General features: G+C 74.2%; 19 protein-coding genes. 15 read left to right on the top strand and 4 right to left on the bottom strand.

What is annotated here, in order from left to right; translation table 11 throughout:
- Positions 1–123: 123 nt before the first annotated feature.
- The 11 genes from argS (at position 124) to Asera_RS17400 (ending at position 11,974) form a co-directional block, all read left to right on the top strand.
- Positions 124–1,905: an arginine--tRNA ligase gene (gene argS / locus Asera_RS17455; protein WP_030448255.1), complete on the top strand. Its 1,782-nt coding sequence runs from the start codon at positions 124–126 to the stop codon at positions 1,903–1,905.
- 224 nt (positions 1,906–2,129) lie between these two features.
- A complete protein-coding gene (locus tag Asera_RS17450; RefSeq protein WP_244843920.1) occupies positions 2,130–2,738 on the top strand; it encodes a helix-turn-helix domain-containing protein in 609 nt (202 codons plus the stop codon).
- Positions 2,739–2,855: 117 nt separating this feature from the next.
- Positions 2,856–4,211, top strand: a complete 1,356-nt coding sequence (locus Asera_RS17440) for an NAD(P)/FAD-dependent oxidoreductase (RefSeq protein WP_030448257.1) — start codon at positions 2,856–2,858, stop codon at positions 4,209–4,211.
- Positions 4,208–4,531: a (2Fe-2S)-binding protein gene (locus Asera_RS17435; protein ID WP_051802706.1), complete on the top strand. Its 324-nt coding sequence runs from the start codon at positions 4,208–4,210 to the stop codon at positions 4,529–4,531. The genes Asera_RS17440 and Asera_RS17435 overlap by 4 nt, the downstream gene beginning before the upstream one ends.
- Positions 4,528–6,021, top strand: a complete 1,494-nt coding sequence (locus Asera_RS17430; protein WP_051802707.1) for an FAD-dependent oxidoreductase — start codon at positions 4,528–4,530, stop codon at positions 6,019–6,021. Before Asera_RS17435 ends, Asera_RS17430 begins: the two co-directional genes overlap by 4 nt.
- Positions 6,018–6,935 carry a dihydrodipicolinate synthase family protein gene (locus tag Asera_RS17425; RefSeq protein WP_030448260.1) on the top strand — a complete coding sequence of 306 codons (918 nt, stop codon included), beginning with the start codon at positions 6,018–6,020 and terminating at the stop codon, positions 6,933–6,935. The genes Asera_RS17430 and Asera_RS17425 overlap by 4 nt, the downstream gene beginning before the upstream one ends.
- On the top strand, positions 6,935–7,936 hold the full coding sequence (locus Asera_RS17420) for a proline racemase family protein (protein ID WP_030448261.1): 1,002 nt from the start codon (positions 6,935–6,937) through the stop codon (positions 7,934–7,936). Before Asera_RS17425 ends, Asera_RS17420 begins: the two co-directional genes overlap by 1 nt.
- 144 nt (positions 7,937–8,080) lie before the next feature.
- Positions 8,081–8,602 carry an anthrone oxygenase family protein gene (locus tag Asera_RS17415; protein WP_030448262.1) on the top strand — a complete coding sequence of 174 codons (522 nt, stop codon included), beginning with the start codon at positions 8,081–8,083 and terminating at the stop codon, positions 8,600–8,602.
- Positions 8,603–8,753: 151 nt separating this feature from the next.
- Positions 8,754–10,082 (top strand): MFS transporter, encoded by a 1,329-nt coding sequence (locus tag Asera_RS17410; RefSeq protein WP_030448263.1) that lies wholly within the window; start codon positions 8,754–8,756, stop codon positions 10,080–10,082.
- Between the two features lie 115 nt (positions 10,083–10,197).
- On the top strand, positions 10,198–10,818 hold the full coding sequence (locus Asera_RS17405; protein ID WP_030448264.1) for an RNA polymerase sigma factor: 621 nt from the start codon (positions 10,198–10,200) through the stop codon (positions 10,816–10,818).
- Positions 10,811–11,974, top strand: coding sequence for a CU044_5270 family protein (locus Asera_RS17400; RefSeq protein ID WP_030448265.1), 1,164 nt, complete (start codon positions 10,811–10,813; stop codon positions 11,972–11,974). Before Asera_RS17405 ends, Asera_RS17400 begins: the two co-directional genes overlap by 8 nt.
- A gap of 148 nt (positions 11,975–12,122) precedes the next feature.
- On the opposite strand, the gene Asera_RS17395 is transcribed toward Asera_RS17400, so the two are convergent.
- From Asera_RS17395 to Asera_RS17385, 3 genes are all read right to left on the bottom strand, one after another.
- Positions 12,123–13,457, bottom strand: coding sequence for a hypothetical protein (locus Asera_RS17395; RefSeq protein WP_157035046.1), 1,335 nt, complete (start codon positions 13,455–13,457; stop codon positions 12,123–12,125).
- A 474-nt stretch (positions 13,458–13,931) separates the two neighbouring features.
- Entirely contained in the window at positions 13,932–14,711 is a 780-nt protein-coding gene (locus Asera_RS17390; RefSeq protein WP_035297858.1) for an isocitrate lyase/PEP mutase family protein, read from the bottom strand.
- 108 nt (positions 14,712–14,819) lie between these two features.
- Positions 14,820–16,742: a DUF5107 domain-containing protein gene (locus Asera_RS17385; RefSeq protein ID WP_030448268.1), complete on the bottom strand. Its 1,923-nt coding sequence runs from the start codon at positions 16,740–16,742 to the stop codon at positions 14,820–14,822.
- 298 nt (positions 16,743–17,040) lie between these two features.
- Between Asera_RS17385 and Asera_RS17380 the strand changes: the two genes are divergently transcribed.
- Complete coding sequence (locus tag Asera_RS17380; RefSeq protein ID WP_030448269.1) at positions 17,041–18,672, top strand: RNA polymerase sigma factor; 1,632 nt, start codon at positions 17,041–17,043, stop codon at positions 18,670–18,672.
- Positions 18,673–18,876: 204 nt separating this feature from the next.
- On the opposite strand, the gene Asera_RS17375 is transcribed toward Asera_RS17380, so the two are convergent.
- Positions 18,877–19,263: a nuclear transport factor 2 family protein gene (locus tag Asera_RS17375; RefSeq protein ID WP_030448270.1), complete on the bottom strand. Its 387-nt coding sequence runs from the start codon at positions 19,261–19,263 to the stop codon at positions 18,877–18,879.
- 85 nt (positions 19,264–19,348) lie between these two features.
- Between Asera_RS17375 and Asera_RS17370 the strand changes: the two genes are divergently transcribed.
- The 3 genes from Asera_RS17370 (at position 19,349) to Asera_RS17360 (ending at position 21,843) form a co-directional block, all read left to right on the top strand.
- Positions 19,349–19,918 (top strand): TetR/AcrR family transcriptional regulator, encoded by a 570-nt coding sequence (locus Asera_RS17370; RefSeq protein ID WP_030448271.1) that lies wholly within the window; start codon positions 19,349–19,351, stop codon positions 19,916–19,918.
- A 34-nt stretch (positions 19,919–19,952) separates the two neighbouring features.
- The gene (locus Asera_RS17365) at positions 19,953–20,954 is read left to right on the top strand and encodes an aldo/keto reductase (protein WP_030448272.1); all 1,002 of its coding nucleotides are present in this window, start codon (positions 19,953–19,955) and stop codon (positions 20,952–20,954) included.
- Between the two features lie 235 nt (positions 20,955–21,189).
- Entirely contained in the window at positions 21,190–21,843 is a 654-nt protein-coding gene (locus tag Asera_RS17360; RefSeq protein WP_030448273.1) for a class I SAM-dependent methyltransferase, read from the top strand.
- The last annotated feature ends 170 nt before the right edge of the window (positions 21,844–22,013 follow it).

Genomic DNA, 22,013 nt, shown 5'->3' with positions numbered 1-22,013 from the left:
AGCGCGCGCCGCGACCCACCGGCGGTGACAGGGATGCCGGTTTCGACGGGCCGAAACTCGGCGGTACGGCGGGGCGCGGTGTGGCACGCTGGCGGTTTCTCGACGGACCGGAGGAGACCGGGTATGACCGGCGTGGCGTCGCTCGCGCAGCAGGTGGAACAGGCAGTCGGTACCGCGATCGGCGCGGTGCTGCCGGAACGACGCGACGCCGACCCGCTGATCCGACGCTCCGACCGCCCCGGCGTGGACGTCCAGTCGAACGCGGCCCTGTCGCTCGCCGGCGCGGCGCACCGGTCACCGGCGCAACTCGCCGGTCGGCTCGTCGAGCAGCTGACCGCGAACCCCGGCGGGCTGTCTGCGACCGTTTCCGTTGCCGGGCCCGGGTTTCTCAACGTCACGTTCACCGATGCGGCGCTGTGGGGTCAGGTCGCCGCGCGGCTGGCCGACGACCGGCTCGGCGTGGGCACCCCGCAGGCCGGGGTGCGTACCGTCGTGGACTACCCGTCGGTCAACGTGGCCAAGCAGCTGCACGTGGGGCACCTGCGATCGACGGTGATCGGCGACGCGCTGGTCCGGGTGCTGGGTTTCCTCGGCGCCGAGGTGATCCGGGAGAACCACCTGGGCGACTGGGGCACCCAGTTCGGGATGCTGATCCAGTACCTGCTCGAGCATCCCGAGGCGCCGTGGCAGCACGAGCGGTTGGCCGCCGGCACCACCGCCGTCGCCGCCCTGGACGAGCTGTACCGGGTGGCCCGGGCCGCATTCGACGCCGATCCGGCGTTCGCGGGCCGGGCCCGCACGCGGGTGGTGGCGCTGCAGTCCGGCGATCCGGACACGCTGGCGGTCTGGCGGCAGATCGTCGCCGAGTCACAGCACGCCTTCCAGCAGGTGTTCGACCGGCTCGGCCTGCTGCTCACCGAGGCGGACGCGGCCGGCGAGTCACGCTACAACGACGCGCTGCCGGGCGTGGTCGACGAGCTGGTACGGCAGGAGATCGCGGTGCCCTCCGCCGGCGCGCTGTGCGTGTTCGACCCCGCGTTCACCGGCCGCGACGGCGCGCCGGTGCCGCTGATCGTGCGCAAGAGCGACGGCGGATTCGGCTACGCCGCAACGGATCTGGCCACCATACGGGACCGGGTCGGTCGCCTGCACGCGGACCGGGTGCTGTACGTGGTGGACGCCCGGCAGGCGCTGCACTTCCGGCAGGTGTTCGCCGCCGCTCGTCGGGCCGGCTGGCTACCCGACACCGTCGACGTCGAGCACATCGCGTTCGGGACGGTGCTCGGCGCCGACGGCCGGCCGTTTCGCACCCGGGACGGCGGTACCGCGCTGCTGACCGACCTGCTCGACGCCGCGGTCCGGAGCGCCCGCCGGGTGGTGCAGGCGAAGAACCCGGCAATGCCGGGCACCGAGGCCGACCGCATCGCCGAGCTGTGCGGGATCGCCGCCGTCAAGTACGCCGACCTGGCGACCTCGCGTCAACAGGACTACCGGTTCGATCCGGACCGGATGGTGGCGTTCACCGGCAACACCGGCGTCTACCTGCTGTACGCGCACACCCGCGTCGCCGCGATCCTGCGTCGCGCCGCAGACCCGGCGAAGCTCGCGGACGCACCGGCCCTCGACCCGGCGGTACCGGTGTCGGCGGCGGAACGCGCGCTGGTCCTGGCGCTCGACGGGTTCGGTGCGGTGGCGGCCGAGGTGGGCGAGTCGCTGGAGCCGCACCGGCTGTGCGGCTACCTGTACGAGCTGGCCCGCGCGTTCACCGCCTTCTACGAGAGCTGCCCGGTACTCGGGGCCGCGGAGCCGGTGCGCACCAACCGGCTGGCGCTGTGCGACCTCGCCCGCCGCACCCTCGCGCAGGGACTGTCGCTGCTCGGCCTGCCGGCCCCCGACCGCCTGTGACCCCGCCCTGCCGCCTCGATCGCGGCGCCGCCGCGGTCGAGGAGCCGTCCCGGTCGAGGAGCCGCCCCGGTCGAGGAGCCGCCCCGGTCGAGGAGCCGCGTTGATCAAGGGATCGTGGCGCTGCCTCCTGGGACGACGTGACCGGATCCCTTGATCAACTTTGCTCGGGGCGGGCGCGGTATCGTTCGGTGGAACGAACGGGGCGCGCGGCCCCGGTGCGTACGGTGAAGCGAACGGGGGAGGCGACGGTGCACGCGTCGGACGGGTCGATCCGGGGTCACCTGGCCGCGAACCTGCGGCGGGCCCGGTCCGGCCTGGGCCTGTCGATCTCCGAACTGTCCCGGTTGTCCGGCATCGGCAAGGCGACCCTGTCGCAGCTGGAATCCGGCGCCGGCAACCCGACCATCGAGACCGTGTTCAGCCTGTCGCGGACGTTGCGGATGCCGATCTCGGACCTGCTCGACGCCAGTACGGCCGAGCCCACGGTGGTCCGCGGCGCCGACGTGGAGGTGCTGCGCGGCGCCGGCGTCGATCTGCGGCCGCTGTCCCGGCTGGAGACCGGCGAGAGCATCGTCGAGCTCTACGACCAGCGGGTTCGGGCCGGCCGGCGGCAGGACTCGGACGGCCATGTCGGCATCGAGCACACCAGCGTGCAGGTCGGCACGCTGCTGGTACATCTGGACGGCCGGATCACCCGGCTGGAGGCCGGCGACTACATCCGGTTCGATGCGACCGTGCCGCACAGCTACGAGGCGCCCGACGGCGAGGTGCGCTCGGTGCTGCTCCTGCAGTACCGGCCGGACCGCGCCGGGGCGACCATCACCCCGCACTGACCGGCAGCCGATCCGTCCGCAGTTCGTCGTTCGGCGAGCGGAACGCGCTTGCCGCGTGACATCGACCGTGGCCCGGTTGTACCCTCGGATCGTTCGGTTTAATGAACGGGAGGCTCCATGCGGGTGGTGGTGATCGGTGCCGGCATCATCGGCGCCGCGTGCGCCCGCGAGCTGGCCCGGGCGGGCTGCGAGGTGGTGCTGCTCGACCGGGGCGGCGCCGCGGCCGGGACCACCTCGCACGGCGAGGGCAACATCCTGATCTCCGACAAGGAACCCGGCCCGGAGCTGGCCCTCGCGCAGCTGTCCCGCGACCTGTGGCCGCAGGTACTCGCCGAGCCGCGAACCGGCTCCCTCCCCGCCGGCGGAGCCGGCCACGCGAACACCGCCGGCGGAGCCGGCCACGCGAACACCGCCGGCGGAGCCAGCCACGCAAACGCCGCCGGCCGAGCGGGCAGCAGCGACGCTGCGGGCCGAGCCGGCGCCGCCGGACGTGCAAGCAGACGCAGTGCCGCCGGCGCTGGCGGCCCCGGCCGGCGGGCACCCCGCGCCGAGGCCGAGGTCGCCGAGTGGGAGCCGAAGGGCGGCATCGTGGTGGCCACGACCGCGGCCGGTGCCACCGCGCTGGCGGCGTTCGCCGCGGCGCAGCGGGCGGCCGGGGTGACCGCGGTCGAGCTGGACGACGACGCCGTGCGCGCGGCCGAGCCGCACCTGACCCGGGAGTACACCGCCGCAGTGCACTACCCGGACGACGCGCAGGTGCAGCCGGCCGGCGCGGCGACCCTGCTGCTGGGCGACGCGGTCGCGGCCGGCGCGCAACTGCGGACCGGCTGCGCGGTCACCGGCCCGGTGTGCACCGGCGGCCGGCTGGCCGCGGTACGCACCGAGCACGGCACGGTCGGCGGCGACGCGTTCGTGAACGCGACCGGCCCGTGGGCCGGCGCGGTGTCGGCCGCGCTGGGCGCCCCGATCGACGTCCGGCCGCGCCGCGGCGAGGTGCTCGTCACGACGCCGCAGCCACCGACGGTGTTCCACAAGGTGTACGACGCGGACTACGTCGGCGCGGTCGCGAGCGACGAGGCGGCGGTGCAGACCTCGGCGGTGGTCGAGTCGACCCGCGGCGGCACCGTACTGCTGGGCTCGTCGCGGCGCCGGGTCGGGTTCGCCGACGCGATGCCGGTCGCGGTCTGGTCGGCGATCGCGGCGAAGGCGCTCCGGCTGTTCCCGGGCCTCGCCGGGGTGCCGGTGATGCGGGCGTACGGCGGGTTCCGGCCGTTCGTTCCCGACCACCTGCCGGTGATCGGGGCGGACGGGCGGCTGCCCGGGCTGTGGCACGCCACCGGGCACGAGGGTGCGGGCATCGGCCTGTCGGTCGGCACCGGCCGGATCCTCGCCGACCTGATCTGCGGCCGCACCCCACCGATCGACCCGGTTCCCTTCTCCCCCAACCGGTCCGCGATCGGAGGGCTGCGATGACCCCCAGGCTGATCCGGCCCGACGACGACGTGCTCGACCGCGACGACCGGCCGGTCACCATCACGGTGGACGGCACGCCGGTGACCGGGGTCGCCGGGCAGTCGATCGCCGGCGTGCTGCTCGCCGCCGCCCGCACCGCCTGGCGGTACGGGCACGCCGGCGCCGGCCGGGGAGTGTTCTGCGGCATCGGGGTGTGCTTCGACTGCCTGGTCACCGTCAACGGCGTCCCGGACGTGCGCGCCTGCCGGCGCCGCGCCCGCGACGGTGACGCGGTCACCACCCAGACCCGCCTACCGGCCGACGGGGACGGTGACCGGTGACGCGGGTGGTGGTGATCGGGGCCGGGCCGGCCGGGCTGTCCGCGGCGGCCACCGCACTCGGCGCCGGTGCGCAGGTCACCCTGATCGAGGCGGCCGAGCAGCCGGGCGGCCAGTACCACCGGGCACCGGTCGCCGAGTTCGGCGTGGCGCGGCGGGAGGCGCTGCAGCACGGCTGGCGCGATTTCGCCGCCCGGCGCGACCACGTGCTGAGCCATCCGCGCTGCCGGTTCCTGCCGGAGACCACGGTGTGGGCGCTGGAGGACCCCGGCGCGACGCCGGCGCGCGGTGGGCCACCGCTGGTGCACGTGCTCACCGGCCAGGCGGACGGTGCCGACCGCCGGCGGCGGGTGATCGAGTCGGACGCGCTGGTGCTCGCGGTCGGCGCGCACGACACGATGCTGCCGTTCCCCGGCTGGGAGCTGCCCGGGGTGGTCACCGCCGGCGCCGCGCAGGCGCTGGTGAAGGGCGAGCGGGTGGCCATCGGCGATCGCGTCGTGGTCGCCGGGACCGGCCCGTTCCTGCTGCCGGTGGCCGCCGCGCTGCTCGGTGCCGGCTCGACCGTCCGGCAGGTGCTGGAGGCGAACCGGCCGGGCCGGATCGCGGCCGGCTGGGGCGCCCGGCCGTGGCAGCTCGCTGGGCAGGCCGGCAAGCTGCCCGAACTCGCCGAGTACGCGGCGACGCTGGCTCGGCACCGGGTTCCGGTGCTGCTGGGCCGTACCGTGGTCGAAGCTCGCGGCGACGGCCGGGTCGAGGAGGTCGTCACCGCCCGGCTGCGCGCCGACTGGTCGGTGGTACCGGGCAGCGAGCGCACCGTCGCGGTCGACGCGGCGTGCGTCGGGCACGGGTTCACGCCGCAGCTGGAGCTGCCCGTCGCCGCCGGCTGCGCGCTGCGGACCGAGCCGGACGGCCGCCGGTTCGTCGCTGTCGACACCGACCTGCGCACCAGCCGCCCCGGGGTGTACGCGGTGGGCGAGCTCACCGGCATCGCCGGCGCACCGGCCGCTCGGGCCGAGGGCGCGCTCGCCGGCTGGCTCGCCGCCGGCGGACCGGACCGCCCGGCGGTACGGGCGTTGCGCCGCCAGGTCGCCGCGGGCCGGCGGTTCGCCACCCGGCTGGCCGCCGCGCACCCGATCGGGCCCGCCTGGCCGGACTGGCTGCGCGACGACACCGTGGTCTGCCGCTGCGAGGAGGTCTGCTACGGCGCGCTGCGGGCCGCCGCCGGGCAGGATCCGCGGGTGTCGAAACTGGGTACCCGGGCCGGGATGGGCCCGTGCCAGGGTCGCATCTGCGGACCGACGGTGGCGGCGCTGCGCGCGCTCGGGGCCCCGCCTCCCGGCAGCGACGGCCTGGACCGGCCGGACGACGGTGCCCGCCGCGCGAGCCCGTACCACCGCCCCATCGCCCAACCGATCCGTCTCGGCGAGCTTGCCGCGTCCACCGCACCGGACGTTGCGCCGCCGCAACCCGTACCGGACAAGGAGAACCCGTGAAGAACACGACGCGTGGACTGGGTGGTGTCGTGGTGGCGACGCCGGTGTTCTACCGCGAGCAGGCCGGCGCACCGGCCGGCCTCGCGCTCGACTTCGACGCCTACGCCGAGCACTGCCGGTGGCTGGTGGACAACGGCTGCGACGGGGTCGGCCCGAACGGGTCGCTCGGTGAGTACTCGTCGCTGACCGACGAGGAGCGCCGCCGGGTGGCGCGGACCGCGATCGCCGCGGTCGGTGCGGACGCGACCGTCATCGTCGGCGTGCACGGCGTCGGCAGCCACCAGGCGGTGCGCTGGGCCGAGGCCGCGGCCGAGGACGGCGCGGCCGGCGTGCTGTGCCTGCCGCCCACCATGTACCGGGCGAACGAGTCCGAGGTGATCGCGCACTACCAGGCGGTCGCCGCGGTCGGGCTGCCGGTGATGGTCTACAACAACCCGTACGACACGAAGGTGGACCTGACGCCGCGGCTGCTGGGCGAGATCGCCGCGATCGACAACGTGGTCGCGGTCAAGGAGTTCTCCGGCGACGTGCGCCGGGTGCTGGAGATCAAGGAGCACGCCCCGGACCTGCAGGTCGTGGCCGGCGCCGACGACGTCCTGCTGGAGGCGGTCCTGATGGGCGCCACCGGCTGGTTCGCCGGGTTCCCCAACGTGTTCCCGGCCGAGACGAGCCGGCTGTACGCGCTCGCCACGGCCGGCAAGCTGGACGAGGCGCGGGCACTGTACGAGCCGATCGTCGCGACGCTGCGCTGGGACAGCCGCACCGAGTTCGTTCAGGCGATCAAGTTCGGGCTGGACCGGATCGGCCGGTTCGGCGGGCCGTGCCGACCGCCGCGCGGCCCGCTGACCGCCGCGCACATCGAGCAGCTCACCGCGGACCTGGACCGGGCGATCGCGGCGCTACGGGAGTCCTGATGCGGGCCGCACGCGCCATCACCGCGGTCGACTCGCACACCGAGGGCATGCCGACCCGGGTCGTGACCGGTGGGGTGGCACCGATCCCGGGCGCCACCATGGCGCAGCGCCGGCGGTACGCGATGGAGCACCTGGACGAGCTGCGCCGGTTCCTGGTCGACGAGCCCCGCGGGCATGGCGCGATGAGCGGGGCGATCCTGCAGCCGCCGACCCGCGACGACGCCGACTGGGGCGTGCTGTACATCGAGGTCAGCGGGTTCCTGCCGATGTGCGGGCACGGCACCATCGGGGTCGCCACGGTACTGGTGGAGACCGGCATGGTGCCGGTCACGGAGCCGGAGACGGTGGTTCGGCTGGACACCCCGGCCGGGCTGGTGATCGCTCGGGTGGCGGTCCGGGACGGCGCGGTACAGCAGGTCACGCTGCGCAACGTGGCCGCGTTCTGCCTGGAGCAGGACGCCGCCGTGGAGGTGCCGGGGCTCGGCGAGGTGCGCTACGACCTCGCCTACGGCGGGAACTTCTACGCGATCCTGCCGATCGAGCGGATCGGCCTGCCGTTCGACCGGGCCCGCAAGGGCGAGATCCTGGCCGCCGGACTGTCCATCATGGACAGCATCAACGTGCAGCGCCGGCCGGTGCATCCGACCGATCCGGACGTGTCCGGCTGCAAGCACGTGCAGTTCCTCGCGCCGGGCTCGGACGCGCGGCACTCGCGCAACGCGATGGCGATCCACCCGGGCTGGTTCGACCGGTCCCCGTGCGGCACCGGTACCTGTGCCCGGATGGCCCAGCTGCACGCCCGCGGCGAGCTCGCGCTCGACACCGACTTCGTCAACGAGTCCTTCATCGGGACCCGGTTCACCGGCCGGCTGCTGCGCACCAGCGAGGTCGGCGGCGTGCCGGCGGTGGTGCCGGAGTTCTCCGGCCGGGCCTGGATCACCGGTACCGCCACCTACCTGCTCGACCCGACCGACCCGTTCCCGCACGGCTTCGTGCTCTGAGCCCCGCCCGGGGCCGAGCGCGGTCGGCCCCGGGCGGTCGGGACGCGTGCACGGGCGGAGCCGGGCCCCGCGCCGAGACGCGCACGCATGCGGCTGAGCGTCGTGACCATGGCCCGGCGTCCCGCCGTACGGTGGACTGACGTCATGACGATCTCGACGACCCCGCCCCGCACCCGCCGGTACGCCACCTCCGGCACCACGATGCTGATGCTGTCGCTGCTGAGCGTCGGCCTGGTCGCCGGCGTGTACTTCGCGTTCCAGGTCGCCGTGATCCCCGGCCTGTCCCGCGCGTCGGACGCCACCTTCGCGGAGGCGCTGGACCGGATCAACGAGTCCATCGAGAACCCGGTGTTCTTCGCGGCGTTCTTCGGCGCGCTGGTGGTCACCGCGATCGCCGGGACGCAGCAGTGGCGCCGCGGCAACGGCGCCGCGGCGCTGTTCGCGCTGGCCGCGCTCGGGCTGTACCTCGTCGGTTTCGGGGCCACGATCGTCGGCGACATCCCGCTCAACGAGCAGCTCGCCGCCGTCGCGCCCGCCCACGCCGGCCCGGTGATCGACCGCATCCGGACCCCGTGGCTGGCCTGGAACGTGGTTCGCACGCTCGCCTCCGTCGCGGCGCTGCTGTGCCTCGGCCGCGCGCTGGCGGTGTCCGGCCGGCACCGCTGAGGGCACCGCACACCCCCGTCCGTGACCCGCCGGGGCCTCGGCCAGGGTGCCGTTCGCGCCGCTGCCGGCGGTCCGGCGAGCGTGCTAGGTTGACGCCCGTTCGTATCGGTGCCGGGCGGGCTGGCCACCCGGCCGAGCGCGGGGAGCCGGCATGGTGGCAACGGACCGGATCGCGCTGCGGCGCCAGGTGATGCGCAAGGTGGCGGTGCGGCTGTCGCCGTTTCTGATCCTGCTCTACTTCATCAACTATCTGGACCGGACGAACATCAGCTTCGCCGCGCCGCACGGCATGAACGAGGCGCTCGGCTTCAGCAAGGCCGGTTTCGGCCTGGCCTCGGGCCTGTTCTTCATCGGCTACCTGGTGCTGGAGGTACCGAGCAACCTCGCGCTGCACCGGTTCGGCGCGCGCCGCTGGCTGGCCCGGATCATGGTCAGCTGGGGCGTGGTCGCCTCGGCGATGGCCTTCGTACCCAACGCCGGCACCATGTACCTGCTGCGCTTCGTGCTCGGCGTCGCGGAGGCCGGCTTCTTCCCGGGCATCATCCTGTACCTCACGTTCTGGTTCCCGAAGCGGGAGCGGGCGAAGGCGGTCGCGTTCTTCATGCTCGCGGTGCCGCTGTCGTCGATGATCGGCTCGCCGCTGTCCGGGTGGCTGATCTCGACCGGGCACGACGTGCTGTTCGGCCTGTCCGGCTGGCGGTTCATGTTCCTGGTCGAGGGGCTGCCGGCGATCGTGGTCGGGGTGGCCTGCTGGTTCTACCTGACCGACCGGCCGAGCCAGGCCCGCTGGCTCGCCGCCGACGAGCGTGACTGGCTGCAACGCGAGATGGACGCCGAGCACGAGCGGACGGGCCAGCGCTACCACGTTCCGCTGCGCCGGGCGCTGCGGCACCCCCGGGTGCTCGCGCTGGCGTTCGTCTACTTCGGCATCGTCTACGGCCTGTACGCGGTGGGTTTCTTCCTGCCGACCATCATCGCCGGCTTCCAGGGCACCTTCCACACCAGCTACACGGTGTTCCAGCAGGGCCTGATCGTCGCCGTGCCGTACGCGTTCGGCTGCGTGGCGATGGTGCTGTGGGCGCGGCACGGCGACCGTACCGGTGAGCGGGTGTGGCACGTGGCGATCCCGGCGGTCGTCGGCGGCGTCGCGATCCCGGTCGCGCTGTACCTGCAGTCCCCGTTCACCACGATGATCGCGGTGACCGTGTGCACGATGGGCATCTGCGCGGCGCTGCCGACGTTCTGGCCGCTGCCGACCATGTTCCTCACCGGCGCCGCCGCGGCCGGCGGCATCGCGCTGGTCAACTCGCTGGGCAACCTGGCCGGGTTCGCCGGGCCGTACGTCACCGGCTGGCTGACCGACGCGACCGGCACCGAGAAGGCCGGGCTGTGGGTGGTCGGCGGGTTCATGATCGCCGCCGGCGTGGTCGCCGTCGCGCTGCGGGCCGCGCCGGCCCCCGACGACGCCGGGGCCGACTGAGCTCGGCACGGGCAGCGCCCGTCCGGTCCACGCGTCGTGAACACCTGCTGATGCTGCGGCGAACAAGCAGTGTGACCGACATCAGGATCGACGGGAGGAAGGACGTGGTGCACAGATGACCAGCCCCGCCGGCGCATCGCCGGTGCAATCCGACGCTGGCGACCTGGACCGGCCCAACCTCGCCGCGCTCACCGACACCGCGCTGACCGAACGGTTCGGCCGGCTGTTCGCCGAACACGGCCCCGGGCTGCAGCGATACCTGGCCCGTCGGGTCGGCGCGGCGACCGCCGAGGACATCGTGGCCGAGACGTTCCTCGCCGCGCTGCGCCGCCGGGCCAGCTACGACCCGGACCGGGCCGGCATCCGGGCGTGGCTCTACGGCATCGCCGGCAACCTTCTCAAGCAACACGAGCGCACCGAAATGCGCAGGTTCCGGGCCACTGCGCGACTGGCCGCCGGCGGCACGTCCGGCATCGACCACGCCGACGCGGTCGGCGAGCGGGTGGACGCGGCGTACCAGGTGGGCCAGCTCGCCGCGGCGCTGAGCCAGCTGTCGCCGGGCGACCGGGACGTGCTGCTGCTGACCAGCTGGGCCGGCCTGGACGCCACCGAGATCGGCCAGGTGCTGCGCATCCCGTCGGGCACCGTGCGCTCCCGCCTGCACCGGACCCGCCGCTGGCTGCGCCGCCAGTGCCCCACCACGACCCTGCACGACGAGGACGGCACCGATGACTGACCACCGTACCGAACCAGCCCGTCCACTGTGGACGGATGAGGACCTGGACCGGGCGCTCGACGCGCTGCACACCGACGAGGCCGGGCAGCTTGGCACCGCCCGCGCCACCCTGGACGACGCGCTGGCGCACCAGGGCGTACCGATGCTCACCGCCTCGCGCGGCCACGACGCCCCGCCACCGCGGCCGGCTCGCACCCGACGCTGGGCGTACGGGGCGGTCGCCGCCGGTGTCGCCGTCGTCGCGGCCGCTGCGGTCGCCTTCACCGGCCCGTTCGGCGCGCACTCACCGCAACACAAGCACAAGGCTGCGCCGGCGAAGACGACCGTGGCGACCGTACCGGGCGGCGACGCCATGCGGGCGGCGGCGGCGAAGGTCCGGACGTTCAAGCCGGTCCAGCCCGGCCCCGGCCAGTACCTGTACGTCAAGGAGATCAGCTCCGACCTGTACACCACCGCCGACACCACGTGGAGCCTCTCCTACCGGCGCAAGACGCAGCTCGAGACCTGGATCCCCTACGACCAGGCGGGCACCTGGACCCAGCACTTCACCCGGATCGGCAAGGACCAGTGGGTCGTCGGTGACAAGAAGACGATCGCCAAGCACGGCAAGTTCGCGAAGGGCGGTTTCGGCGAGCCACCGGCCTGGGCGACGGCCACCTGTGGCGACTTCCATCACGCGGAGCAGGGCGGCACCCAGTCCTGCCTGGACAACGAGGTGAAAAAGGAGCCGAACAAGTTCCTGATCGCCAGGAAGGTACCGAACGACCCGCGGAAGTTCCTGGCCTGGGCCGCGGACGGCGACTCGGTCCGGGGCGCGGACATCGAGCAGCGCGTACTACACAACGCGACCATGCTGCTGCGCAGCGGCGTGGTGAGCGCCGACCTGGAGTCCACCATCTACCAGGCGCTCGCCATGCTGCCCGATCTGAAGGTCACCGAGCGGGTGGCCAACCTGGCGGGCAAGCGCGGCATCGCGCTCGGCATCGACGCCTACGGCGACCGCCAGGAACTGATCCTCGATCCGAAGACCGGACAGTACCTGGGTACGCGAATCGTCTCCCTCACCGCCGACGACACCGGCGTACCGGCCGGGACGATCCGCAACTACAGCGCGGTGCAGTTCGCCGTGGTGGACAAGCCGCGCGAGCGGCCCTGACCGACACCCTGCCGGTCGTGCCGGAAGCCCGGCACGGCCGGCGCACCGTGCCGGCCATGCCGCCCGCCCCGGGCGGCGGGCCGGCACGGTGCCATCGCTGCCTGCCGCGGGCGCTACGCCGCGTCGGCGCAACGCCCGCGCGAGCGGCTCAGGCCGCAGGCCGGCGGAGCCGGTCGAGCATGCGACGCAGCCAGCCACCGGAGCGTGGCGCGGCCGGGGGCCGGCTGCCCCGGGCGGGCCGGGCGCTCGGACGGCTACCGGCGGCGTCCACCGTGGCCGGCTGATCGGTACCGGCGGTGACGTCCGCGTCCTTCCCGTCGGCCGGGTCGGCGGCGGCCACCTCGGCCGGCTCGTCGTCCTCGGCCGCCACCGCGGCCGGCTGGTCGGTACCGACGGTGACGTCCGCGTCCTTCTCCTCCACCGGCTCGTCCCCGGCGGACTCGGCGTTGGCCGGCTGGGCGGCACCCTTCTCGGCGTTCCCCGGCTTCGACCCGGCCGTGGCCGGCACCGACTCGCCGGCCTCGGACGCGGCGGGCTCGGACGCGGCGGGCTCGGACGCGGCGGCCTCGGCCAGGGCCGGCTCCGCCGTCGCGGACTCCGTCTCGAGCGGCTCCGCGGTCGCCGCTGCCGTCTCGGCCGGCTGCTGGGCCGCGACCGGCTCGGCAGCCGCAGCGACCGCCGGCTCGGCGGCGGGCGGCTCGGTCGCGTCCAGGCGCCAGGCGTCGATCGACAGCTCGGTGAGGGCGAGCGCGGTGGCGTCAGCGCCCGCGTCGGCCCGCCCGACCAGCCCGAGGAACGGGTTGAGCCAGCCGATCGTGGCGCCGTCGGCGAGCGCCGCCGGCACCGGCGCGGCCGGGCGGTACAGGTCGGTACCGGCGGCCTTCTTGGCGAAGGCACCGGTGTGGGCGACCAGCCAGACGGCGGCGACGCCGGCCTCGCGGTGCGCGTCGGCCTGCGCCCGCCAGTCCGCGTCGGACACCTTGTCGGACAGCAGATGCACCGCGATCCGATCGCCGTCGGCGGTGGTGACGAGCACGTCCGGCGTCGGCGTCAGGTCGATGTCGGCGGCCTCGACCGTGGCGCCCGGGTAGGCCTGCCGGGCCCAGCCGGCCACCGCCTGCCGACCGGCGAGCCGCCACAGCTGCAGCTTGGCCTGCTTGTCGGTGTGCGTGGTCTCGGTCTTGGGGTGCACGAAGGCGACCCGGCCGGCACCCTTGCGGACGCCGGAGAATGCGGCACCACAGCCCGGGTACGGGCAGCGCAGCGCACCGGCCTTGGTCAGCGCGCGCCAGGACTCGCCGCCGGCGTCGGCCGCGGCGTCCGGGCTGGCGTCGGCGGGCAGGTAGTGCCAGCCGCCGTCGGCGTCGATCGCCCAGGCCTGGTAGAGCGTGGTGTCGAACAGATGGCCACGGCCGGCGACCTCGCGGGTCACGGTCGGGGCGGTGTGGGGTGATTCGTCGTTGCGATCGGGCGTATCGCTCATGGGCGGCAACAGTAAAGGACGCGTCGGACCTTTGGGAAGCCGACCCGCATGCGTGTCGTCGATGTCCTGCCGCACCAGTTTCCTCCCGCGCTCGTCCCGGCGGCACCTCCGTACCCAACGACCGCGACCGGGTGAACGTCACGCTGCCCACTGTCCGAAGTGGACCAGCCACTACTCGTGTCGAGCCTCCGCGCCGCCCCGGCACGCTGACCAAGGGATCCGGTCGCACCCGTCCGCCGACCTGGCCGGCCGGTCCGAACGCGCCGGGGCCCGTCGGACCGCAGATGGTGTGGCCAGCGCGGACGGGCCCGCACGACGGCGGCCCCGGTGATCCCCGCGGCCCGGATCTGTCCATTGTGGAGGATTCGCCGCGCCGGCTGCGGGCCACGCTCGCCGCGGCACCGGCCCGGAGCTGCGCCGCTCGCCGGCACCGTGTCGACCGGGTGCGCCCGGGTGCGGCGCCTGCCGGTCGGTTCAGGCGAAGTCGGCGGCGTACGAGGCGGCCTCGTCATACGACGGGAGGCCGGCCGGCAGCGGCGCACCGGCGGCGACGGCGCGCGCGGTGTCCAGCGCGGCACCCAGCGCGGCGCGGAACAGCAGCGAGCCGGTACTGACCCGGCGCACCCCCAACTCGGCGAGCCGGGCGACCGGGAGCTCCGGCATCGCCAGCACGTTCAGCGGCAGCGCAAACTCGCGGGCCAGCCCGGCGATGGTCGCCGGATCGCGCAGGCCGGGAACGAACAGCCCGTCCGCGCCGGCGTCCCGGTAGGCGGCGAGCCGGCGCCCGGTCTGCCCGACCGGCGCGCCGGCCAGCCAGTACGTGTCGGTCCGGGCGTTGACGAACAGCCCGCTGGAGCCGGCCGCCCGCACCAGCTCGCACTGGTCCGCCAGCGGGGCGAGCGTGCCGTCCGGCCGGCCGTCCTCGATGTTGACGCCGGCCACCCCGGCGTCGGCCAGCTCCGCGACGAGGGCGGCGACGTCCTCCGGCCGGCTGCCGAAACCTGCCTCGATGTCCACCGTGACCAGTACTGGCAGCCGGGCCAGCCGGCGCGCCAGGTGCAGCGTGGTCGACCGGGTGGCGCCGGTCGCGTCGGCGCTGCCGGCCGCCGCGGCAACTCCGAGGCTGGTGGTACCGATGGCGGCGAAGCCGGCCCGGGCCAGCGCCGTGCCCGACGCGTGGTCCCAGGCGTTCGGCAACACCAGCGGCGCCCCGGCCCGGTGCAGCTGCCGGAACCGTTCCACCCGGTCGATCATCGCCGGCCCCCCATCGCAACCTCGGTCATGACCCGCACCGTATGCGGGCGAAGCTTCGGCCCCGGCCGTACCGTCCCCGCCCGCGGTGCTGCGAGCGAACCGGCGCGGTCAGTGCATCCGGAAGTCGTACTCGGGGGGAACCGGGCGGTCCGGGAACGCGGCGCGCCACAGCCCGTCGAGCGAGGTCTCGCCCTCGCGCAGGTCGGCGACCTCCAGCCCGTCGGACAGGATCGAGCGGGCCCGGTCGGGCTGCCCGGCCGCCAGCGCGGCCCGTACGGTCAGCAGCCGGATCCGGCCGTGCTCGCGTACCCCGGTCGGCGCGGCGTCCAGGTGCGCCAGGCACTCGGCGGCCCGGTCCGCGGCGAGCAGCGCCTCACCGGCCTCGGCGGCGAGCTGCCGGCACCACCTCGCCGACCGGTACGCGCGGACGAGCAGGTCGGCGGCCTCGCCGGCCCGGCCGTCGGCCGCGGCGAGCAGGCCGAGCCCGCGCACCGCCCAGGCCGACTCGGCGGCGGCCACCGACGCCGCGTACTCGCGCGCCGCCGTCTCACCGTCGCCCTGCTGGTGCGCCAGCACCCCCCGGTGGTACGCGGCGAGCCAGCCGGTGTCCGCGGCCAGCCGGGCCGCCCAGTCCGGTTCGCTGCCGGCGCCGCCCACGTACGAGGCGGGCGGGATCGCCGGGTCGGCCGGCGCCAGCGCGCCGCCGGCCAGTACCGCGAGCCACGGCCGCTGCTCCGGCCCCAGCGTGTCGTCGCCGAACGGGGTACCGGTCTCGTCGCACCAGCCGGCCCCGCGCCGGTGCCGCTCCAGCGCGCCCCAGCCGGAGCCGGACCACACCCGCTCGGCCGGCGGCGCGTCGGCCAGCGCCACCGCCTCGGCGAGCTCGGCGTCCAGCCGCGCCGGCGGTACCGCGGCGGCCAGCTGACCGTCCACATGAGACACCGCCGCGGCCCAGTCGCCGTGCGCGACCGCCGGGTCCACGGTGACCGGCCCGTAGGTCTCCAGCCAGCTCCACGACGCGCCCGCCGGCATCGGCAGGTGCTCGTACTGGGTGGCGGCCAGGCCGGCCTGAATCTCGGCGTACCCGGCGTTTCCGGGCGACAGCCAGTCGGCCCAGTGCCGGCCACCGGTCGAGGTGCCCCAGACGAACAGCTTGCGGCCGACCAGCCGGGCGGTCGAGGTCTGCGCCAGCCCGTTGCCCCGCTCGTCGAGCGCGACGATCCACGGCCGTGCCACCCCGGCGGTGTCGAAGAAGTAGTCGGCCGCGTGCTCGTTGCGCAGCGGGTACGACCGGTCGACACCGTCCTGCACCGGTACCGGCCGGGCCCGGATCGTGCCGTCGTAGCTGGTGCAGAACGCGCGGTCGGCCGGGGCGAGCACCCGCACGTCCTCCGGCACCGCGGTGTTGGACCACCAGTACATGAAGGTCGGATCGGGTGCAGTAGCACGAATCCGGACATGTACCCGCAGGGCGTCGGCGCCGTCCGGCAGCCACGCGTCGACCTGGAACACCGCCCCGCGCAGCCGCTCGTACTCCCACATCCGCAGCATCGGGGCCCCGCCCGGCCCGGTCAGCAGCGCGGCGTGCAGCGGTGCACAGGTCGTCGGGCTGTGCCCGCGGGTACCGATGTTCCACTCCACCCCGCCGGCGAACCAGGCGTTGCGCAGCGCGAGGTTCGCCGGCTGCCACACCGGGTTGCGGTAGAGCAGCTCGCGATCCTCGCGCAGGTCGACCAGCGACCAGAGCCGCCCGCCGAGCTCCGGCACGAACGTGGCACGCAGCACCCCGTTGTCGAGCACGACGGTGGCCAGCTCCCCCGGCGCCCGCGACCGAGAGTAACCGTCCTGGGTGAGGTACGGCAGGAGCGTGCGCGGCGTGCCGTGCCCGGCGTTGCGCACCACGGCGGCCGGCAGCTCCTCAATGGACAGTCGGTACGGCGTGGCGGGCGGCCCCGCTACCGGCGGCAGCGGGTTCACCGGCCCGATATCGGCCTTCGGCAGCGAGAGTGACTCGATTCGTACGCGGCTCACCCGGGTGAGCCTACGAGCCGCCCCGACACGGCCGCGAGCGGCGGCGACGTGCACGCTGAGTACCGGCCGGAGACTGGTGATCTTGCGTCGGGGTGACTCAGCTCCACCCACTGTTCGGGGACACCGACGCCACCGATCGGACCCGGTACCGATGCGTCGACGGGCCGCCTGGCCTTTACCTCGTTATACTTCACGCCGGTCCCCGCGGTGGCTCGCCGCGAAGCCAGTGGCCCTGCTGGAGAGCCCGACCGGCCGAGTCCGACCGGGCGGTGTTCTCGTCTTCTCTGGAAGGTCGTTTGTGTCCGAAGCCGCTTCCTCCGCCGGTTCCGACGTTCGCGCCGTCACCGACTCGCTCGTCGCGCAGGCCGATTCGTCCGGCCATCTCACCTCAGCTGACGTGGCCCGGGTGCTGGCCGCCGCCGAGGTGACCCCGGCCCAGGGTCGCAAGATCCTCAAGGCGCTCGCCCAGGCCGGCGTGACCGTGGTGGTGGACGGCTCCGCCGGCACCGCCAAGCGTCGCCGCGCCACCCCGACCCGCCCGGCCACCGCCGGCAAGGCCGCGTCCTCGACGCGCCCCGCGGTGACCCGGTCGACCCCGGCCGCCACCCAGCCGTCCCCGGCCACGGTGACCGAGCCGGTCCCCGCCGCCGAACCGGCCGCGGCCGCCGAGCCGGCGGAGACCGAGCCGGCCGCGGAGCCGGCCAAGAAGGCGCCGGCGAAGAAGGCGGCCAAGAAGGCGGCCGCGGCGAAGAAGCCGGTCGCGAAGGCGGCGAAGCCCGCGGACGAACCGACCACCGACGACGCCGGCCCGGACGCGGAGGTCGACCTGACCGCCGACGAGCCGCCCGCGCCGGCGAGAAGGACAGCCAAGAAGACGGCGAAGAAGACGGCCGCGAAGAAGACCGCGCGCGGCAAGAAGGACGGCGACGGCGAGCAGTCCGAGGACTTCGACTGGGACGACGAGGACTCCGAGGCACTCCGGCAGGCCCGCAAGGACGCCGAGCTGACCACCTCCGCCGACTCGGTCCGGGCGTACCTCAAGCAGATCGGCCGGGTGCCGCTGCTCAACGCCGAGCAGGAGGTCGACCTCGCCAAGCGGATCGAGGCCGGGCTGTACGCGGCGGAGCTGCTCCGACAGAAGGAGGAGTCGGGCGAAGAGGTCACCATCGAGCTGCGGCGCGAGCTGAAGCAGATCGAGCGGGACGGCGTCCGCGCCAAGGACCACCTGCTGGAGGCGAACCTGCGGCTGGTCGTCTCGATCGCCAAGCGCTACACCGGCCGCGGGATGGCCTTCCTCGACCTGATCCAGGACGGCAACCTCGGCCTGGTCCGCGCGGTGGAGAAGTTCGACTACACCAAGGGCTTCAAGTTCTCCACCTACGCGACCTGGTGGATCCGGCAGGCGATCACCCGGGCGATGGCCGACCAGGCCCGGACCATCCGCATTCCGGTGCACATGGTCGAGGTGATCAACAAGCTGGGTCGCCTGCAGCGCGAGCTGCTCCAGTCGATGGGCCGCGAGCCCACCCCGGAGGAGCTGGCCAAGGAAATGGACATCACCCCCGAAAAGGTGATGGAGATCCAGCAGTACGCGCGGGAGCCGATCTCGCTCGACCAGACCATCGGCGACGAGGGCGACAGCCAGCTCGGCGACTTCATCGAGGACTCCGAGGCGGTGTCGGCGGTCGAGGCGGTGTCGTTCTCGCTGTTCCAGACCGAGCTGCAGCAGGTGCTCGGCACGCTGTCCGAGCGGGAGGCTGGCGTGGTCCGGCTGCGGTTCGGGCTCACCGACGGCCAGCCGCGCACCCTGGACGAGATCGGCCAGGCGTTCGGGGTGACCCGGGAGCGGATCCGCCAGATCGAGTCGAAGACGATGTCGAAGCTGCGCCACCCGTCCCGGTCGCAGCTGCTGCGCGACTACCTCGAATAGACCGACACACCGACGACGAGGGCGCCCGACCGGTACCGGTCGGGCGCCCTCGTCGTACTGGCCGCTGTGGCCGGTCGAGCGCCCTTGTGCCGCTGGCTGCCGTGGCCGGCCGGGCGCCACCGCCGTGCTGGCCGGAGCGGCGCCCTGCCGTCGCGGTACGGGCCGGGGCGGTCGGTCCCGGCGGGCGGGGCGGGGCGCGGCCGGTCAGGCGGCGACCGCGCGGGTGAGCATGTTCGCGCTGCGCATGCGGCCGTCCGGGGTGAACCGGCCGAAGAAGCACACCTCGACGGCGAGGTCACGGCCGCGCTGCCGGGCGTGCAGCGTGTACCGCGCGGCGATCAGCTCGCCGTCGGCGACCGCGTCGTGCACCTCGACGCGGATCGTCGGCCGGTTCTTGCGCACTGGACGGGTGTGCGCGATCAGCTTGTCCCGGTCGATCACGTTGCCGTCGGCGACCTGAACGACGTCGGCGGTGTGGTACCGGTCGACGATCAGCGCCGGGTCCGCGTCGTCGCGCAGCAGGTCGGCGGTGAACGAGGTGAAGAAGTCGGCGACGAACCGCGCCGGATCGGTCCCGGTGAGCGAGCGCATGGCAGTACCGCCAGTTCCCTGATCGAGATGATCTCTTACATGTTGTAAGGTATAGCCGCCGCTCAATTTTGACAAGGTGTAAGAGATGACCTCGTTACCGCCTCGCCGGGCCGACGCGCGCCGGAGCCGGGCCGCGATCCTCACCGCCGCCGTGGAGGTGCTCGATGCGCACCCGGACGCCGGCCTGGCCGCCGTGGCCCGCGCCGCCGGCGTCACCCGGCAGACGATCTACGCGCACTTCTCCTCCCGGGAACATCTGCTCGCCGCCGTCGTCGACCGGCTCACCGAGCAGGCCGTCGCCGCGATGGACGCCGTCGAGACCGACTCCGGTACCGCCGGCGACGCGTTGCTGCGGCTGCTCGCCGCCGGCCGGCAGAGCACCGACCGCTACCCGGCCCTGCTCCAGCAGATCGCCACGCAGCCGGTCGGGCCGGACACCGACCGGCTGCGGCACGCGCCCGTCGCCGACCGGATCGAGCGGGTGATCCGGCGCGGCCAGCGCACCGGGGAGTTCGACGACCGGCTGCCCGCCGACTGGCTCGCCGCCGCCGTCATCGCCCTCGCGCACGCCGCCGCCGACCACCCGTCCGGTATCGACGAGGCGGTCCTGTCGCGCACCGTCCGCAACACGCTCACCCGGACCGAAAGAGCTTGAGCTAGACCGCGGTCCAGGTCGTAGCGTCCCGTGCATGGACCTTCGTTTTCTCGGCCGAACCGGGCTTCAGGTCAGCGAGCTGTGCCTGGGCACGATGATGTTCGGCGACCGCGCCGACGAGCAGACCAGCCACCGCATCCTCGACGAGTTCACCGCTGCCGGCGGCACCTTCATCGACACCGCCGACGTGTACGCCTCCGGCCGTTCCGAGGAGATCATCGGCCGCTGGCTCGCCGTCCACGACCGCGACGACCTGGTCATCGCGACCAAGGTGTACGGCGAGAAGGCGCCCGGCGAGCCGGTGCGAGGCGCCGGCCGCAAGCACATCCTGCGCGAGGTCGAGGCGAGCCTGCGCCGGCTGCGCACCGACTACCTCGACCTGTACCAGATCCACGTGTTCGACGACGCCACCCCGATGGAGGAGACGCTGTCGACGCTCGACACGCTGGTCCGGGACGGCAAGGTGCGGTTCGTCGGCGCCTCCAACTACACCGGCTGGCAGTTCCAGAAGTCGATCGACCTGGCCCGGCAGCACGGCTGGGAACCCTTCACCTGCCTGCAGCCCACCTACAACCTGCTCACCCGCGAAGCCGAGTGGGAACTGATCCCGGTCTGCCAGCAGGAGGGCGCCGGGCTGGTGGCCTGGAGCCCGCTGGCCGGCGGCTGGCTGTCCGGCAAGTACGAGCGGACGATGGGCGAGCCGCCCGCAGGCACCCGCGCACACGACGACGGCAGCTGGCAGGCGCACGACACCGACGCCACGTGGCAGGTCCTCGACGCGGTACGGGCGGTCGCCGCCGAGGTCGGCCACACCCCGGCGCAGGTCGCGCTGCGCTGGCTGCTGCAGCGCCCCGGCGTCACCGCACCGATCGTCGGCGTACGCACGGTCGAGCAGTTGCGCGACAACCTCGGCGCGGCCGGCTGGTCGCTCGACGAGAAGCAACTCGCCCGCCTCACCGAGGCCAGCGACCGCCCCCTGCCCTACCCGTACGACCTGCAGCAGCTCCCCCAGTTCCAACGCCGCTCCGCCGGCTGAACCGGAGACCGGCCCGGTCGGCGTCGCGCCGGCCGGGCTCACCGGACCTCGATCGGGCCGAGGAGACGACCCTCGACGTCAGCAGCGGGTGGATCCGGTGACGCACTCGCTCGAGGTGCTGCGGCGACGAGCCGCAGTGCGGCCGGGATGCTGTTGGCTGACCCGCACGGCGCCCCGAAACACCGCAGGTCGGCAGGTTCCCGCAGCGGTTGCGGCGGGTGCGTACGGTTCGGGGATGGATTGGGTGGGCTGGCACGAGCAGTACGAGCGGCCGGAGTCGACGCTGGCACGGCGGTTGGCAGCGATCCAGGGCCAGATCCGTACCTTTCTCGACGAGAGCCCGTCGGGGCCGCTACGGGTGCTCAGCCTCTGCGCGGGGCAGGGCGACGACCTGCTCAGCGTGCTCGCCGACCATCCGCGCCGCACCGACGTGCGGGCCCGGCTGGTGGAGCTCGACGCCGGCAACACCGCGGTCGCGGCGCAGCGGGCCTGGTCGGCCGGCCTGCCCGACGTCGAGGTGGTCACCGGCGACGCGGGCCGCGCCGACCAGTACGCGGACCTGGCGCCGGCGCACCTGGTACTGCTGTGCGGGATCTTCGGCAACATCCTCGACGACGACCTGGCCCGCACCATCGAGTGCTGCCCGCAGCTGTGCACGCGGGGCGGGACGGTGATCTGGACCCGCGCTCGGGGCGAGCCCGATCGGATACCGCAGATCTGCGACCGGTTCGAACGGCAGGGTTTCGAGCGCCGCTGGCTGTCCGCGCCGGACGCCGGCTTCGGTGTCGGCGTCCACCGCTTCACCGGAACGCCGCAACCGCTGGTCACCGGTACTCGGCTGTTTCGCTTCGCCAGCTACGAAGACCTGCAACGACTCGACGACCGCTGAGGGCCGTGCGCACCTCGTCGAACGGTACTGACACCACGCCGGGTCGGCCCTGGTGGCCGGCTCCACCAGTGCCCGGCCCGCCACGCCAGTTGAGCGCCGCCGAGCCCTTTCCGGCCCCGCGACGTGGGGCGCGAGAGAGCGCAGCCGAGGCTACCATCGGCGCTGACTCC

Origin of the sequence: Actinocatenispora sera, from assembly GCF_018324685.1 — a bacterium.
Classification (GTDB): Bacteria; Actinomycetota; Actinomycetes; order Mycobacteriales; family Micromonosporaceae; genus Actinocatenispora; species Actinocatenispora sera.
Note: the sequence above shows the minus strand (reverse complement) of the source record. Positions and strands in the feature narration are given on the sequence as shown.